Source organism: Bradyrhizobium sp. HKCCYLRH2015 (assembly GCF_051168215.1).
Taxonomy (GTDB): Bacteria; Pseudomonadota; Alphaproteobacteria; order Rhizobiales; family Xanthobacteraceae; genus Bradyrhizobium.
In genome coordinates this window covers 271,411-286,596 of sequence record NZ_JBNPUO010000003.1, presented here as the reverse complement: position 1 = coordinate 286,596, position 15,186 = coordinate 271,411, and the positions used below count along the sequence as shown (strand labels likewise).

At 66.2% G+C, this 15,186-nt stretch carries 14 protein-coding genes; 7 read left to right on the top strand and 7 right to left on the bottom strand.

Annotated elements, in window-relative coordinates; genetic code table 11:
* Positions 1–23: 23 nt before the first annotated feature.
* Genes ACQR1H_RS09335 through ACQR1H_RS09325 form a run of 3 tightly spaced genes read left to right on the top strand, consistent with a single transcriptional unit; the run spans position 24 to position 2,756 of the window.
* Complete coding sequence (locus ACQR1H_RS09335) at positions 24–1,070, top strand: ABC transporter substrate-binding protein (RefSeq protein WP_434907453.1); 1,047 nt, start codon at positions 24–26, stop codon at positions 1,068–1,070.
* A gap of 4 nt (positions 1,071–1,074) precedes the next feature.
* A complete protein-coding gene (locus ACQR1H_RS09330; protein WP_434907452.1) occupies positions 1,075–1,944 on the top strand; it encodes an ABC transporter permease in 870 nt (289 codons plus the stop codon).
* Positions 1,941–2,756, top strand: a complete 816-nt coding sequence (locus tag ACQR1H_RS09325; RefSeq protein WP_316216698.1) for an ABC transporter permease — start codon at positions 1,941–1,943, stop codon at positions 2,754–2,756. Before ACQR1H_RS09330 ends, ACQR1H_RS09325 begins: the two co-directional genes overlap by 4 nt.
* Before the next feature lie 551 nt (positions 2,757–3,307).
* Here ACQR1H_RS09325 and uraH (ACQR1H_RS09320) read toward each other — a convergent pair.
* On the bottom strand, positions 3,308–3,649 hold the full coding sequence (uraH, locus tag ACQR1H_RS09320) for a hydroxyisourate hydrolase (RefSeq protein WP_316182818.1): 342 nt from the start codon (positions 3,647–3,649) through the stop codon (positions 3,308–3,310).
* 80 nt (positions 3,650–3,729) lie between these two features.
* Here uraH (ACQR1H_RS09320) and ACQR1H_RS09315 point away from each other — a divergent pair, with 80 nt between their 5' ends.
* Entirely contained in the window at positions 3,730–5,094 is a 1,365-nt protein-coding gene (locus ACQR1H_RS09315) for an amidase (RefSeq protein WP_315805249.1), read from the top strand.
* Positions 5,095–5,312: 218 nt separating this feature from the next.
* On the opposite strand, the gene puuE is transcribed toward ACQR1H_RS09315, so the two are convergent.
* The 3 genes from puuE to ACQR1H_RS09300 form a co-directional block, all read right to left on the bottom strand.
* A complete protein-coding gene (gene puuE / locus ACQR1H_RS09310; RefSeq protein WP_434907451.1) occupies positions 5,313–6,740 on the bottom strand; it encodes an allantoinase PuuE in 1,428 nt (475 codons plus the stop codon).
* A 5-nt stretch (positions 6,741–6,745) separates the two neighbouring features.
* Positions 6,746–7,102, bottom strand: a complete 357-nt coding sequence (gene uraH, locus ACQR1H_RS09305) for a hydroxyisourate hydrolase (protein WP_315805251.1) — start codon at positions 7,100–7,102, stop codon at positions 6,746–6,748.
* Between the two features lie 83 nt (positions 7,103–7,185).
* On the bottom strand, positions 7,186–8,091 hold the full coding sequence (locus ACQR1H_RS09300) for a LysR substrate-binding domain-containing protein (protein WP_434907450.1): 906 nt from the start codon (positions 8,089–8,091) through the stop codon (positions 7,186–7,188).
* Between the two features lie 138 nt (positions 8,092–8,229).
* Between ACQR1H_RS09300 and ACQR1H_RS09295 the strand changes: the two genes are divergently transcribed.
* The 3 genes from ACQR1H_RS09295 to ACQR1H_RS09285 all read left to right on the top strand — a co-directional run bounded on the left by ACQR1H_RS09295 (position 8,230) and on the right by ACQR1H_RS09285 (position 11,111).
* On the top strand, positions 8,230–9,168 hold the full coding sequence (locus tag ACQR1H_RS09295) for a ring-cleaving dioxygenase (RefSeq protein WP_315805253.1): 939 nt from the start codon (positions 8,230–8,232) through the stop codon (positions 9,166–9,168).
* The gene (locus ACQR1H_RS09290) at positions 9,165–9,797 is read left to right on the top strand and encodes an alpha/beta hydrolase (protein ID WP_316239439.1); all 633 of its coding nucleotides are present in this window, start codon (positions 9,165–9,167) and stop codon (positions 9,795–9,797) included. The genes ACQR1H_RS09295 and ACQR1H_RS09290 overlap by 4 nt, the downstream gene beginning before the upstream one ends.
* 108 nt (positions 9,798–9,905) lie before the next feature.
* Positions 9,906–11,111 carry an amidohydrolase family protein gene (locus ACQR1H_RS09285; RefSeq protein ID WP_434907449.1) on the top strand — a complete coding sequence of 402 codons (1,206 nt, stop codon included), beginning with the start codon at positions 9,906–9,908 and terminating at the stop codon, positions 11,109–11,111.
* 7 nt (positions 11,112–11,118) lie between these two features.
* On the opposite strand, the gene ACQR1H_RS09280 is transcribed toward ACQR1H_RS09285, so the two are convergent.
* The 3 genes from ACQR1H_RS09280 to ACQR1H_RS09270 are packed head-to-tail and all read right to left on the bottom strand — an operon-like array spanning position 11,119 to position 15,001.
* Complete coding sequence (locus ACQR1H_RS09280; RefSeq protein ID WP_316239440.1) at positions 11,119–12,351, bottom strand: carboxylate-amine ligase; 1,233 nt, start codon at positions 12,349–12,351, stop codon at positions 11,119–11,121.
* A 20-nt stretch (positions 12,352–12,371) separates the two neighbouring features.
* Positions 12,372–14,147, bottom strand: a complete 1,776-nt coding sequence (locus tag ACQR1H_RS09275) for an N-acetylglutaminylglutamine amidotransferase (RefSeq protein ID WP_434907448.1) — start codon at positions 14,145–14,147, stop codon at positions 12,372–12,374.
* 26 nt (positions 14,148–14,173) lie between these two features.
* Positions 14,174–15,001 (bottom strand): class II glutamine amidotransferase, encoded by an 828-nt coding sequence (locus ACQR1H_RS09270; protein WP_434907447.1) that lies wholly within the window; start codon positions 14,999–15,001, stop codon positions 14,174–14,176.
* Positions 15,002–15,186 lie beyond the last annotated feature (185 nt).

Below are 15,186 nucleotides of genomic sequence, written 5' to 3'. Positions count from 1 at the left end.
CAACCACCACATCGGAGTGAAACATGATGCTTGACCGCCGCCGGCTCCTGACCAGCGCGTTGACGCTGGGAGCCATGCACGCCTTCCCCGGTCTCAGCCTCGCGCAGGCACGGCCGCTGGTGTTCGCGACCTTCACCGGCAGCTGGGAAGAAGCACACAAGGCCGTGCTGGTCCCCGCCTTCCGCAAGGCCAACGCTGATGCGGCAATCGTGCTCGATCCGATGCTGTCGGTCGACCAGATTTCCAAGGTCAACGCCGCCAAGGCCAATCCGCCGATCGACGTCATGCTGCACGATCCCGGTCCGGCGCTGGTCGCGATCGGACAGGATCTCGTCGAGCCCTACCCGGCCGACAAGAGCACCTATTTCAAGGACCTGATTCCCGAAGCGCAGGACGCCATGGGCCCGGCGCCGTTCTTCCAGGTCGTCGGCCTCACCTACAATCCCGAGACGGTGAAGACGCCGCCGACGTCGTGGGCCGATCTGTGGAAGCCCGAATTCAAGGGCAAGGTCGGCATCACCAATCTGAACTCCACGCTCGGCACCGGCTGGCTGGTCGAGATCGCGCGCATGCGCGGCGGCTCGGAGGCCAATGTCGATGAGGGCTTCAAGGCGCTGGAGGAGCTGAAGCCGAACCTCGCCGCCGTCGCCGCCAATCCGGGCGCGCTGGCGACCCTGTTCCAGCAGGGCCAGATCGACATCTCGCCCGGCAATTTCAACGCCATCCAGATCCTGAAGGCCCGGGGCGTGCCGGTCGAGTTCGTGGCGCCGAAGGAAGGCGCCATCGCCTTCAAGACCACCATCCACATCGTCAAGAACTCGCCGAACAAGGAGCTCGCCTTCAAGCTGATCGAGGCGGCGCTGTCGCCGGAGGTGCAGACGGCGCTGATGAACCCGCCCTATCTGATCGTGCCGACCAACACCAAGGTCGCGATGACCGGCGAGATCGCCAAGGTGCTGGCCAAGGACACCGCGGAGCTGAAGAAGAAGTTCGTGTTCCAGGACTGGAAGAAGATCAACGAGCAGCGCGCGTCCTGGATCGAGAAGTTCAACCGCGACATCAAGATCTGACGCGATGAAGAGCGCGACGGCAGCGCCTGGAGACGTGACCAGCTTCAGCCTGGGGCTTGCGCTGCCCCTGAGCCTGGCATTCGCCATCTTCTTCGTGCTGCCGCTGGCGCAACTTCTTTTTCTCTCGCTGCACAACGACACCGCGGCGACGGTGTGGGGGCTCGGCCAGTACATCAAGTTCCTGACCGACCCCTTCAGCCTCGCCGTGCTCGGCTCGACCTTGCTGCTCGGCGCCGAGGTGACGCTCGCCTGCCTCGTGCTCGGCTATCCCATCGCCTGGCTCTACCAGCGCTCCGGCAGCCGGGTGCAGACGCTCATCATCATGATCGTGCTGCTGCCGCTGCTCACCAGCGTCGTGGTCAGGACCTTCGCCTGGATCGTCATTCTGGGACGGCAGGGCATCATCAACTCCGTTCTGCAATCACTCGGGTTGATCGGCACGCCGCTGCGCATGATCTACACGCAAGGCGGGCTCATCGCCGCGCTTGCGCAGGTGCAGATGCCGCTGATGGTGCTGCCCTTGATCACCGCGATCGGCCGCATTGACCCCAACCTGTCCGACGCCTCGGCCTCGCTCGGCGCCGGCAGCTGGCGCACCTTCGTCAAGGTCATGCTGCCGCTGTCGATGCCCGGCATCATCGCCGGCTGCACATTGACCTATGCTGCGGCGATCACCGCCTTCATCACCCAGTCGCTGGTTGGCGGCGGCCAGATGCTGTTCATGCCGATGTATCTGTACCAGCAGGCTTCGACCCTGCAGAACTGGCCGTTCGCGGCGGCGATCTCGATCATCTTCCTGTTCGCGGTGCTCGCCATCGTCGCGCTGTTCTCGATGCTCGGGCGGCGTGCCCGCGGCTATGGAGAGGCGCGATGAGCAGGCGGCGAAAAAACTGGGAAGCGCTGAGCTTCCAGATCGTGATGACGGTCATTGCCATCATGGCGCTGATCCTGATCGTCTCGCCGTCGCTGGTCGTGGTCATCGTCTCCTTCACGTCCGGCTTCTCGCTGAAATTCCCGCCGCCCGGTTATTCGACGCGCTGGTACGTCGAATTGTGGAACGCCTGGCAACTGCAATTCGCCGCGCGCAACAGCGTCGTCGTCGCGCTGTGGTCGACGGGGCTCTCGATCGTGCTCGGGGTCGCCGCGGCGCTGGCGATCTCGCGCTCCAAGACGCTGACCGCAAAGCTCCTGGACTCCTTGTTCATGTCGCCGCTGGTGCTGCCCGCGCTCGCCTTCGGGCTTGCGGCGCTGATGTTCTTCTCGCTGGTCGGCCTGCCGGTGTCGCTGCTGACACTCGTCATCGGCCACACCATCGTCTGCGTGCCCTACGTCGTCCGCAACACCGTCGCCGCCCTGGCCCAGCTCGAGCCGACCTTGCTGGAAAGCTCGGCGATCCTCGGTGCCAGCAGGCTCTACACGTTCCGCCGCATCGTGCTGCCGCTGATCCGCCCCGGCATCATCTCCGGCGCGTTCATCGCCTTCATGTCGTCGTTCGACAACGTGCCGGTGTCGCTGTTCCTGCGCGATGCCGCCACCGACATGCTGCCGATCCGGATGTGGCAGGACCTCGAAGGCAAGCTCGACGTCACCATCGCTGCACTGTCGAGCGTGCTGATCATCGCCACGATCGCGCTGATGGCGATCATGGAGAGGACGACGGGACTGTCGAAGCGGCTGACGGGTTAGTGGCGCGAGGTCGGGGGCCTCATGGATCGAGACGCGCCGCTTGGGCGGCGCTCCTTATCATGAGGGTCAAGCGGCGGAGCGGCCGCTGCACACAGGACCATGAACATGCTGTCAGCGTGTTCATGGAGAGCAACCTCATGGAGAAGCGAGAAACCGATCGACCTTGCCGCGGGCGGGACGGCCGTGACTGCGCCCTCGCCCCTTATGGGAGAGGGCATTTACAATAGCGCAACGATCTCGGTCGGGTGAGGGGTCTGTCTCAACGAGTTGCGCTCGCGGAGAGGACCCCTCACCCGACCGAGCCTGAGGATCAGCCGGCGATGCCCTCTCCCACAAGGGGCGAGGGCACTGCATCGCGCAGCGTTGCGGAGGTTGCATCAAAAGACCAGAGATCGGGAAGCGAGAAGAGAGTCCGGCGCCGAAGCTGGAGCTACACGTGAACTATGAGCCGTGTGTTCATGGAGAGGGTGAATATCTCGCCGCGAAATCAGCCCTCATCCTGAGGAGCCCGCCGCAGGCGGGCGTCTCGAAGGACGGCCGCGCGCGACGCACTAGGCCCCACGAAAGATCGAATAGCCCCAGGGCGTGAATTTCAGCGGCAGGTGAAAATGCTCCTCGACCTTGTCGATCGCGAAGCGAAACGGCACAGTGGTGAGGAATTTCGTTTGAGCGTTTGCCCCGAAGAACTCGCCGACATGGAACAGCACCTCATACTCGCCGGCCGTGACGCCCTCGCCCTTGACGACTGGCGCCTGCAGCGTGCCGTCGGCGCCGAGCTGTCCCTCCGCGAGCAGCGTGCGATCCGGCGTCACGCGCCAAATCGCGACGCGCAGGCCACGCGCGGGGCGCCCGTTCGCCACGTCAACCGCATGAACCGAGATCCCGCCGGCCATCACCCACCTCATCCTGTCTTTGCTGCGATGATAGACGCGAAATCGGTCGTCGCGCCAGCCACGCAATGGACTGAGACATCATGTCCGTGACGGCATCCCAGATCGCAAGCGCTGTCCTGGAACGGCAGGCGTCGGCCAGAGAGACGGCCGAGCAGGCGCTTGCGCGCATTGCCGCGGCGCGCGACCTCAACGCCGTCGTCACGATCGATCCCGAACGTACGTACGCTGAGGCCGATGCCGTCGACGCGCGTGTTGCAGTCGGAGAGCAGCTCCCGCTGGCTGGCGTGCCGATCGTGGTCAAGGACAACATCTGGGTCGAGGGTTGGCGCATCACGCAGGGCTCGCGGCTGTTCACCGATTTCATTGCGCCAGAGGATGCGATCGCCATCGCGCGGGTGCGGCGCGCTGGCGCCGTCATTGTCGGCATCGGCGCGACCTCCGAATTCGCTTGCAAGGGCGTGACGACCTCGCTCCTGTACGGGCCGACCCGCCATCCGCTGGATCAGCAGCTCACGCCCGGCGGCTCGTCCGGCGGGCCGGCTGCGGCGGTGGCGGCCGGGCTCGTGCCGCTCGCGATCGGCACCGATGCCGGCGGCTCGAGCCGGCGGCCGCCGGCCCATGTCGGCGTGGTCGGCTTCAAGCCGTCCTATGGTGCGATCCCCTATGGGCCGGGCTTTGCCGAGCCGTTCTGGCGGATTTCGGTGATTGCGCCGATCGCCGCCGATGTCGCCGATGCCAGGCTTGCGTTCGAGGTCATGGCCGGTGCCGATCCGCGCGATCCCGATGCGTTCGATGTGGCCGCGGCCGATCAGGAGAAGCCGCTTCGCGTGACATTCTCGCCGCGGCTCGGCTTGGATGTCGCCGTCGATCACGAGGTGAGTGCCGGCTTGCAGCAGGCCGTCGCCCGGCTCCGCGCCAGTGGCATGACAATCGAGGACAAGAATCCGATCTGGCCGGCAGGCCTCGCCGAGGACGCGGTGATGCCGCTGCAGCACGCCGGGCTGGCCGCACTCTACGGCGAAGGCTTTCGCAGCGATCCCACGCAGTTCGACCCGGACATCGCCAAACAGATCGAGCGCGGCCTCGGCCTGAGCGGCGCAGACGTGGCGCGCGCGATGGAAGCGAGCACGCAGATCGCGCGCGCGTTTGCGGCGTTCTTCACCGAGGTCGACGTGCTGCTCGCGCCGACCGTGCCCTGCGTCGCCTGGCCGTTCACGCAGCTCGGCCCAGCGGAGATTGGTGGCAAACCCGCCATGCCGCGGGCGCACGCGGTGTTCACGCCTTACGCCAACCACGCCGGCGTGCCGGCGATCTCGATTCCGTGCGGGACCAATTCGCAGGGCCTGCCCTTCGGCCTGCAACTGATCGCCGCACGCGGGCGCGATCGGATGCTGCTGGACGTGGCGGCGCGGGCGGAGAGAGTGTTGCTTGGTTCGTTTGAATGAGCTCACGGCGGTCTTAACCTCGCCCCGCTTGCGGGGAGAGGTCGGATTGCATCGCCAGATGCAATCCGGGTGAGGGGGTACAGGTCCAACAACGAACACCACTCGTGCGGCTGCCCCTCACCCCAACCCTCTCCCCGTAAGAACGGGGAGAGGGAGCCCACCGGCTGCGAGGCGCGCGCACCGAACCAACTAACAGGCGACGACACCAGCCCGCCTGCTCACCCCTGCTCGAACTTCTTCGCCAATCTCGCCCGCGTGATGTGGCCGATCTGGTCGATCGCGTTGGCGATCTCGGTATCCATATCGTTGCCGATGCGGCGTTCCATCTCGGCGATGACCGAGGGGCGGTCGGCGTGCAGCGCGAGCGCGACGATCAGCGGCATGCCGAACTTGTCGCGATAGCGGCGGTTGATGTCGGCGACGCGCTCGAACTCGGCGCGCGAGAGCGCGGTGAAGCCGAGCCGACCCTGCTCGCCGATCGAGTCGTTCGTCATCTCACCCGCCAGCGCCTCGCGGCCGGCGAGCTCCGGATGGGCGCGGATCAGCTTCAGCTTCTCGTCGCGGCTCATGGCGCGGACGACGTTCATGAGCGTCGTATGCAGCGCATCCGCGGCGTCGTCGAACGCGGACAGGCCGGCACGATAGGCGCGGTCGGCAATCTCCGGGGAGTGCTCGAAGATGTCGCCATAGCGCTCGACGAACAGCACGCGCGACATATGCGATGGCCGCCATGCACCAGCCGGCGGATGCGTCCGGATCCAGTGCCGGGCGATGTCCAGCCGGGTCGCGACCCAGACCTTGTCATGGCCGGTGATGTAGTCGAGGAAGCGCGCCAGCGCGGCCGCGCGCCCGGGGCGGCCGACCAGCCGGCAGTGCAGCCCGACCGACATCATGCGCGGGCTTTCCTCACCCTCGGCGTAGAGCGTATCAAAACTGTCCTTCAGATAGGCGAAGAACTGATCGCCGGAATTGAAGCCCTGCGGGGTGGCGAAGCGCATGTCGTTGGCATCGAGCGTATAGGGCACGATCAGTTGCGGGCCGTGCGGCCCTGCGATCCAGTACGGCAATTCGTCGGCATAGGAATCGGCGCTGTAGACGAAGCCCTGCTGGTTGAGGACGATGTCGAGCGTGCGCTCCGACGTGCGGCCCTGGTAGAAGCCGAGCGGCCGCTCGCCCGTCAGCTCGGCATGGAGGCGGATCGCCTGCTCGATATCGGCGCGCTCGTCGGCTTCGGGGACATCGCGGTAGTCGATCCATTTCAGGCCGTGGGAGGCAATCTCCCAGCCGGCTTCCTTCATCGCGGCGACAGCATCAGGATTGCGCGCCATCGCGCTCGCGATCGCGAACACCGTGACCGGCAGCTTGCGGGCGGTGAACATCCGCCACAGCCGCCAGAAGCCGGCGCGCGAGCCGAACTCGTAGATCGACTCCATGTTCATGTGGCGCTGGCCCGGCCACGGCTGGGCGCCCACGATCTCGGACAGGAAGGCTTCGGAGGCAGCGTCACCGTGGAGGATGTTGTTCTCGCCGCCCTCCTCGTAGTTGATCACGAACTGCACCGCGATGCGGGCATCGCCGGGCCAGCGCGGATGCGGCGGCGTGCGGCCGTAGCCGACCATGTCGCGCGGATAGACGTCAGCACTCATCCGGCTCAGCTCCCGCGATAGGTCTGGTAGCTCCAGGGCGTCGCCAGCAGCGGCACATGGTAGTGCGCGCCGGCATCGGCGACGGAGAAGCGGAGCGGGATCAGATCGAGAAACAGCGGGTCGCCCAAGGCGAGGCCATGGGTCTTGAAATAAGCTCCCATATGGAAGGTCAGCATGTAGGTGCCGGTGGCGAAGTCATCGTCCGCCAGCATCGGCTGATCGGTCCGCCCGTCCGCATTGCTCCGCACCTGCTTGACGCGGCGCCAGGAGCCGTCGGGTTCGAGGACATCGAGATCGATCGCGACGCCGGCCGCGGGCTTGCCCCTGACCGTGTCCAGAATATGCGTGCTCAGCCGCCCCATGCATCGTTCCCTCTCTGCTGCCGGCTCGGAACCCTATCAGCGCCCGGTTAAAGGTTCGAGGCGATTTGCCGTTCAGTTGCAGCCTAGGGGCTGGTCACGTCGCGCTCCCTGCCGAAGTGCTCGACCAGGAAGTCGATGAACAGCCGCACCTTGACCGAGAGGTGCCGCGTCGGCGGATAGATCGCATAGAGCGCCAGCGGCGGCGCGGCATAGTCCGACAGGATCGCGGCCAGCGCGCCGCTCTCGAGCGCGTCCGCCGCGATGAAGCGCGGGATCAGCGCAACGCCCTGTCCCTTGATGGCGACATCGCGCAGCACTTCGGCATTGTTGACGCACAACGACCACGCCGGCTGGACCCAGTGGTCGCCGTCGCGGCCGGTGAGCTTCCACTGATTGCCGGTCAGCAGGAAGCCGTAGGTCAGCGAGGTGTGGCGGCGCAGCTCCTCCGGGCTCTCTGGCGTGCCGTGCCGCGCCAGATAGGCCGGCGCGGCGCAGATGACGCGCTCGACCGGCATGATCCGCCGCGCCACCAGGCTCGACGATTCCAGCTCGGCGATACGCAACGTCACGTCGAAGCCGTCCTGCACCGGATCGAGCAGGTCGTCGCTGAGCACGATCTGCAACTGCAGCTCGGGATAGCGGGCCATGAAATCGGCCACGACCGGCCCGAGCCGCATGGTGCCGAACGACATTGGCGCATTGACGCGCAACAGCCCACGCGGCGCGGCCTGCGACTGGCTGACGGCCTGATCGGCGGCGTCGAGCTCGGCGAGGATCGAGACTGCGCGCTCGAAATAGAGCTGTCCGGTCTCGGTCGGGCTGGCATGGCGGGTGGTGCGGACGATCAACTGCGCACCGAGGCTCTGCTCGAGCTCGCCGATATATTTCGAGATTGCTGAGCGCGACAGCCGAAGCTGCCGGCCGGCTTCGGCGAAGCTGCCGCTCTCGACCACCTTCACGAAGGCCCGCAGGCTGCTCAGCTTGTCCATAGGGTCTCCGGGCCGTCATTGTCGCCAAATCGTAGACAGAGACGTCACAAGAGCACGGATTGTCTCCAAATCAAAGCAGACCAATATGGCGTCCAGGAATTCAAGCGGCCCTTTTGGGCCTACCGACAGGAGATTCACATGCCCGGACTTCACCACGTCACCGCCATCGCCGGCGACCCGATCCGCAATTTCGGCTTCTACACCCGCGACCTCGGGCTGCGCTTCGTCAAGAAGACGGTCAATTTCGACGATCCCGGCACCTATCACTTCTATTACGGCGACGAGACCGGCCGCCCCGGCACCATCCTGACCTTCTTCCCCTGGGCCGGCGTGCGGCCGGGCCGTCGCGGCGTCGGCGAGACCCACCAGACCGCGTTCCGCGTGCCGCAGCGCTCGCTCGGCTACTGGACGCAGCGCCTGACCGAGAAGGGCATCGCCTATGAGGCGCTGGAGAAGCGTTTCGGCGAGTCGGTGCTGCCGTTCACCGATCCCGACGGCATGGCGCTCGCGCTGGTCGGCATCCCCGGCGCGGAGAACGAGCCCGGCTACAGCAACGGCGACATCCCGGCCGAGCACGCCATCCGCGGCTTCCACGGCGTCACCCTGCTGCTCGACTCCGCCGAGAAGACCGCAGCCGTGCTGACCGACGTGTTCGGCTTTGCCGAGACGGGCCGCGAAGGCTCGGTGATCCGGTTCAAGGCGCCGGGCGATGCGCAAGGCAGCGTGGTCGACATCTACGAGGCCAAGGGCTTTCTACGCGGCGCGCAGGGCGCGGGCTCCGTCCACCACATCGCCTTCCGCGCCGCCGACGACGCCGAACAGGGCGTGATGGCGCAGCGGCTGGTCGATCGCCACGGCCTGCATCCGACCGAGCAGAAGGACCGCAACTACTTCCGCTCGATCTACTTCCGCGAGCCGGGCGGCGTGCTGTTCGAGATCGCGACCGACATCCCGGGCTTCGCGGTCGACGAGCCGGTCGCCGAGCTCGGACAAAACCTGAAGCTGCCCGCTTTCCTCGAATCGCATCGCAAGCAGATCGAGGGCGTGCTGCCCAACCTCGAGGAGGCCGCATCATGACCGCCACATTGTCCTTCACCCACCGCTTCCAGCCCGCAAGCGCGGCCGGCGCAGCGCCGCTGCTGCTCCTGCACGGCACCGGCGGCGACGAGAACGATCTCTTGCCGCTCGGCGCCACGCTCTCGCCCGGCGCGGCTCTCCTCTCGCCACGCGGGCAGGTGCTCGAGCACGGCATGCCGCGCTTCTTCCGCCGCCTGGCGGAAGGTGTATTCGACGAGGACGACGTCCGCCGCCGCGCGCGGGAGCTCGGCGCGTTCGTCGGCGAGGCGCGTCGGCATTACGGGATCGGAGCGCCGGTCGCGGTCGGCTACTCCAACGGCGCCAACATCGCCGCTGCCTTGCTGCTGTTGCAACCGGAGGCGTTGGCCGGCGCGGTGCTGTTCCGAGCCATGGTGCCACTGAGCCAGCCGCCGGCGGTCAAGCTGACGCGTCAGCCGGTGCTGATGCTGTCGGGGCTGGCCGATCCGATCGTGCCCGCCAGCAATTCGGCGAAGCTGTGCACTGAGCTCACCGAGGCCGGCGCTGACGTCACCCACACGACGCTGCCGGCGGGTCACCAGCTGTCGCAGGCGGACATCGCACTGGCGCGCGACTGGATCGCCGGACTGCCGCAGGCGATTGCCGCCTGAAGATGCTTGCGGCTCCGGCCGCTCCTGACCAAGAATGTCGTCTCATCACGCATCGGATCGCCCTCGCGCGGCTCCGATGCTGGCGGATGGATGGGAAGGATCTTGGGCATGGCCGTCGACAAGCTGTTCATCAATGCGCGGCTCGACCGCGGCGCGCGCCATGCGATCACGGTCGACGGCGGCCGCATCAGCGGCCTTCTCGCCGAGACCGAGCGCCCCGAGGCGCGCGAGGTGGTCGATCTCGGCGGCGCGCTGGTCGTGCCCGGCTTCGTCGAGGGCCACATCCATCTCGACACCAGCTTCTATGGCGATGCGTGGAAGCCGCACAAACCCTGCACCAACGGCTTCGACGTGCATGAGCGCGTCACCTTCCAGGCCCAGAACATGGCCGCGGCCGCGCCGATGGACGTGCGCGCCCGCAACCAGCTCGATCTCTGCATCGGCCACGGCACCACGCGGATGCGCAGCCACGTCATGGTCGACGGCTCCGTCGGCCTCACATCGCTGGAAACGATCCTGCGCGTACGCGACGAGTATCGCGAGCTGATCGAGATCCAGCTCGTCGCCTTTCCGCAGAGCGGCATCCTCAAGAGCCCGGGCACGCCCGAGCTGCTCGACGAGGCCATCCGGCTCGGTGCCAACCTCGTCGGCGGGCTCGATCCCGCGAGCTTCGACCGCGACGTCGAGAAGCATCTCGACGTCGTGTTCGGCACAGCCCAGAAACACGGCGTCGACGTCGATATCCATCTGCACGATCCGGGCATGCTCGGGCTGTTCGAGCTGGAGCAGATCGCGGCGCGCACGCGCGCCCTCGGCATGCAGGGCCACGTCGCGGTCAGTCACGCCTATGCGCTCGGCGACCTGCCTGCTGACCCGCTGAAGAAGATTGCCGATGTCCTGGCGGCGTCTGGCGTTGCCATCATGACCAATGCACCGGGTGCGCGGCCCTTCCCGCCGGTGGCGCTGCTGCGCGCGGCCGGCGTCACCGTGTTCAGCGGCAACGACAACATCCGCGACTCCTGGTGGCCCTACGGCGACGGCGATCTGTTGAACCGCGCCATGATGGTCGGCTACCGCTCCGGGTTCTATGTCGATGACGAGTTGCGGATGGCCTTCGACCTCGTCACCGAGGCCGGCGCCAAGGTCTTGAGGCTTGCCGATTACGGCCTGCGCGCCGGCGCGCGGGCCGACTTTGTCACCCTCGATGCCGAGCACGTTCTGCAGGCCGTCGTCGCCGTGCCAAAGGGCCGCTCGGTCTACAAGGACGGCCGCCTCGTGGCGCGCGACGGCCGTGTGATCAGGCAACCGATCTAGGCCGGCGTCATTGGGCGGGCTCGACCGGTGCCTGTGAGCGCGGCGGCTCGGCGCGCGACACGGTGGCGGCCTCGATCCAGCGCGTCACCGCCGACAACTGCCCGCCGGACTCGCGATAGGCCTGCAGCTGATAGTCGGCCGAGCTGCCGAACTGCATGATGATCCGGCAGTGCTCGACCTCGGCGAGACATCCCAGCGCCTCCGCATGCGGCGCGACGTCCGCGATCATGCGGTTCAGGATCTCCTGGCCCGTCACCGGACCGTCCTCGGTCACGAACAGACAGTCGGTGCCATAGCGCTGCGCCCGCCACTTGTTCTCGACCGCGATCGCACGCTCGACGTTGCCGACGGCCTCGGCAAGATCGGGGTTCAGGTACAGATGGCGCGCCAAGGCGCGATAGAGCGAGGCAATTGCCACGGCGTCGTCGACCGAGGTGCAGACGTCGGGGGCACGCAGCTCCAGCGTCGGATGCCGCAGCGACGGGCGCATCGCCCACCAGACATGGCTCTCGTCCGGCATCACGCCGGACTTCGTCAGCGCCGCCACATAGCGATCATATTGCTGCTTCGAGGTGAACAGCTCGGGCAGGCCACTGCGCGGCAGCTCGTCGTAGGCGGCGAGCCGATAGCCCTTCAGGCCCGTCTCGCGCGAATTCCAGAATGGCGAGGACGCCGAGAGCGCGATGAACACCGGGATGTAGGGGAGCATCGCCCGCATGACCGCGAAGCGCAGGTCCGGGTCCGGCAACTGGACGTGCACATGCATGCCGCACAGCATGTTGCGCTGGCCCACGATGCGCAGGTCTTCCATCATCTCCGCGTAGCGCGGCTTGGGACTCGGCAGTGAGCTGCGCCACGTCGCGGTCGGATGCGTGGAGCAGGCCAGGATGGTCAGGCCATACTGGCTCGCCACGCTGGCAACCTCGCGCCGCAGGAATTTCAGCTCCTCGCGCGCATCGCCGACATCGACATGGACGTTGGTGGCGACCTCGAGCTGGGCCTGCAGCATCTCGCGCATCGCCTGCCCGCCGGTCGACCAGTTGGCGGCCTCGAACAGGTCGTCCGGCGTCCGGATCGCGACATCGCGCGTCTGCGCGTCGACGAGAAAGTACTCCTCCTCGATGCCGAACGAATATTCCGTGACCTCCTCGCTGCCGGTGGCCGAGCGGATCACCAGGCGCCGCTCGTCATCGCTCAGGCCGAGCCGCAGCTTCTCTAGGATGCGTGGATCCAATCCCATGTGATCAATCCTCTCCGACGTCAAATGCCGTGAGTCTGCAGCCATGCCTCCAGCAGGGCCGCCTGCCACAACCGCGAATGTCCCTTCGGGCTCATCTCGGCCTCGGGGTGCTGCAACATGTGGTCGATGAAATCGCGTCGGTAGAGACCGCGTGCGCGCGCCTTGTCGTCGTTGAGCAGGTCGCGGACGTAGTCGAGGAACGGGCCGCGCAGATAGCGCAGTGAGGGCACCGGAAAATATCCCTTCGGGCGGTCGATCACCTCCGCCGGCACGCAGCGGCGTGCCGCCTCCTTGAGAATATGCTTGCCGCCGTTCTTCACCTTCAGCTCGGCGGGCATGCGCGCGGCCAGCTCGACGACCTCGTGGTCCAGGAACGGCACCCGCGCTTCCAGCCCGAACGCCATCGTCATGTTGTCGACCCGCTTCACGGGATCGTCGACCAGCATGATCTCGGTGTCGACCTGCAGAACCTTGTCTACCGCCGAAGCTCCAGCGTGAGCTGCGAAGAAGCGCTCCACGAATGCCAGGCTCGCGTCGTCGTCGCCAAGCATCTCCGGTGCCAGCAGCCGCTGCATGTCGGAATGCGTCCAGTCGAAATAGGCGTTCTGATATTGCTGAACGGGATCATTGGCCGAGAGGAAGCCCGGATACCAGCTGTAGCCGCCGAATACTTCGTCGGCTCCCTGTCCGCTCTGCACCACCTTGACGCGCTTGGCGACCTCAGATGACAGCAGATAGAACGCGACGGCGTCATGGCTGACCATCGGCTCCGACATGGCAGCAATGGCGCCGGGGAGCGCCTGCAGCGCGCGGTCGCCGCCGATCCTGATCTGCTCGTGATTGGTCCCGAACGTCCGCGCGATGATATCCGAGTAACGAAACTCGTCGCCGGAATGCGCGCCCACCGCATCGAACCCGATCGAAAAGGTGCGGATGTCCTCGTGTCCGAGCTTCGACAGCAGCGCGACCAGCAGCGACGAATCGAGGCCGCCGGACAGCAGCACGCCCACCGGCACGTCGGCCACGCGCCGGCGGTCGACCGCTGTCGTCATCGCCTCGAGCAGCGCCTCCGACCACTCCTCCTGGCTCATGGCGCGATCGGTCGGACGCTGCTCGCCGACCGAGAACCTCCAGTAGCGCTCGCGATGCTGCGTGCCGTCGGGCTCGATCGTGAGCAGAGTGGCAGGCTCGAGCTTCTTCACACCGCGCAATATCGTGCGCGGCGCCGGAACGGCGGCGTGGAAGCTGAAGAAGTGATGCAAGGCGATCGGATCGAGCGCCGTATCGACCTCGCCGCCCGCCAGCAGCGCCGGCAATGACGACGCAAAGCGAAATCCGTGAGGACCATCGGTGTAGTAGAGCGGCTTGATGCCGAGACGGTCGCGCGCCAGCAGAACGCGCCCGCTGTCGCGTTCCCACAGCGCAAAGGCGAACATCCCCTTGAAGCGCTGCACGCAGGATTTGCCCCAGGCATGGTAGGCCTTGAGGATGACCTCGGTGTCGCCGTCGGAAAAGAAGCGATAGCCCTTCGCCTTCAGCTCGTCGCGAAGTTCACGGAAATTGTAGATGCAGCCGTTGAATGCCAGGCCGAGACCTAGCGCCGCGTCGATCATCGGCTGCTGTGCCGCAGCCGAGAGATCGAGAATGCTCAGGCGGCGATGGCCGAGCGCAAGCCCGCCCTGCACGTAGAGGCCGGCCGCATCAGGACCACGCGCCTGCATCGCATCGTTGATGCGGCCGAGCGTGGACAATGAGGGCCTTCCGGAAAAGCTGATTTCGCCACAAATGCCGCACATCGCGGGATCTTTCAGTTCCTGCTGTTCTAAGTACCTCCGACAACCCGTTGTGATCGCTTGCGTTCCGCGGCAAAATCAGCAGTCCCTGCGGCGAATAGCGGAACAATTTCGGCGGGCTTTGCCGCGCGCGCGACCAGCACGTGGTCCGGCGGCACCTCGATCCAGTCAGGCTCCTTGTCATACGGCTCGGAGACCGCGATCACCTGATTGCCGTCTTCGCGGAAATACAGCGAATTGGCGCGGTCATTCTCGGCGAAGCGAAACGCATAGAGATCGTGGCCGTTGGACAGCGCCGAGGTGAAGCGCAGATGCTCACGCAGACCATCCTCATTGACGAGCTCACAGAGTGATCGCAGCACCTCGCGCGTCGCGCCGATCGGGTCCGGATCAATGCCGGCACCGACAATGGCGAGGAACACGGCTTCAGAATCGGTCGTGCCCAGCCGCGACGGATACAGCGCGTCCGGGATCAGCGCCTCGACCTTGCGCCGCAGCCTGTTCCAGCTGCCGACGAAGCCGTTGTGCATGAACAGCCAGCGGCCGCAGGCGAAGGGATGGCAGTTCTGGCGAGTGACCGCCGTGCCGGTCGCGGCGCGGACATGAGCGAAGAACAGATGCGAGCGCAGATGCCGGCTGAGATAGCGGAGATTCTCATCCGACCAGGCCGGCCGCGTCTCGCGATAAAGCCCCGGCTCTGGATGATCGCCGTACCAACCGAGACCGAAGCCGTCACCATTGGTGCCCGCGGTCGATTCCAGCGCGCGGATGCTCTGCGTCACCAGGGAATGTTCCGGCTCGGTCACATAATGCTCGAAGGCGGTCGTTTCTCCGCGATAGGCGATCCAACGGCACATCCTTGCCCTCCGGTTCAATGAATGAGCTCGAGGCACGCAAAAACGTGTCACGTTCTTTTCGGATCATGCGGAAACGCCTTCGGAGCAGAGCTGGTTCCGCGCTGCGAGTCGCGCGCTGTGAGTCAGGCCGTAGGACTGGGATCCCTTGCCGCACGTCTCTCACCGTTGAAGCGACATCGTCGCAG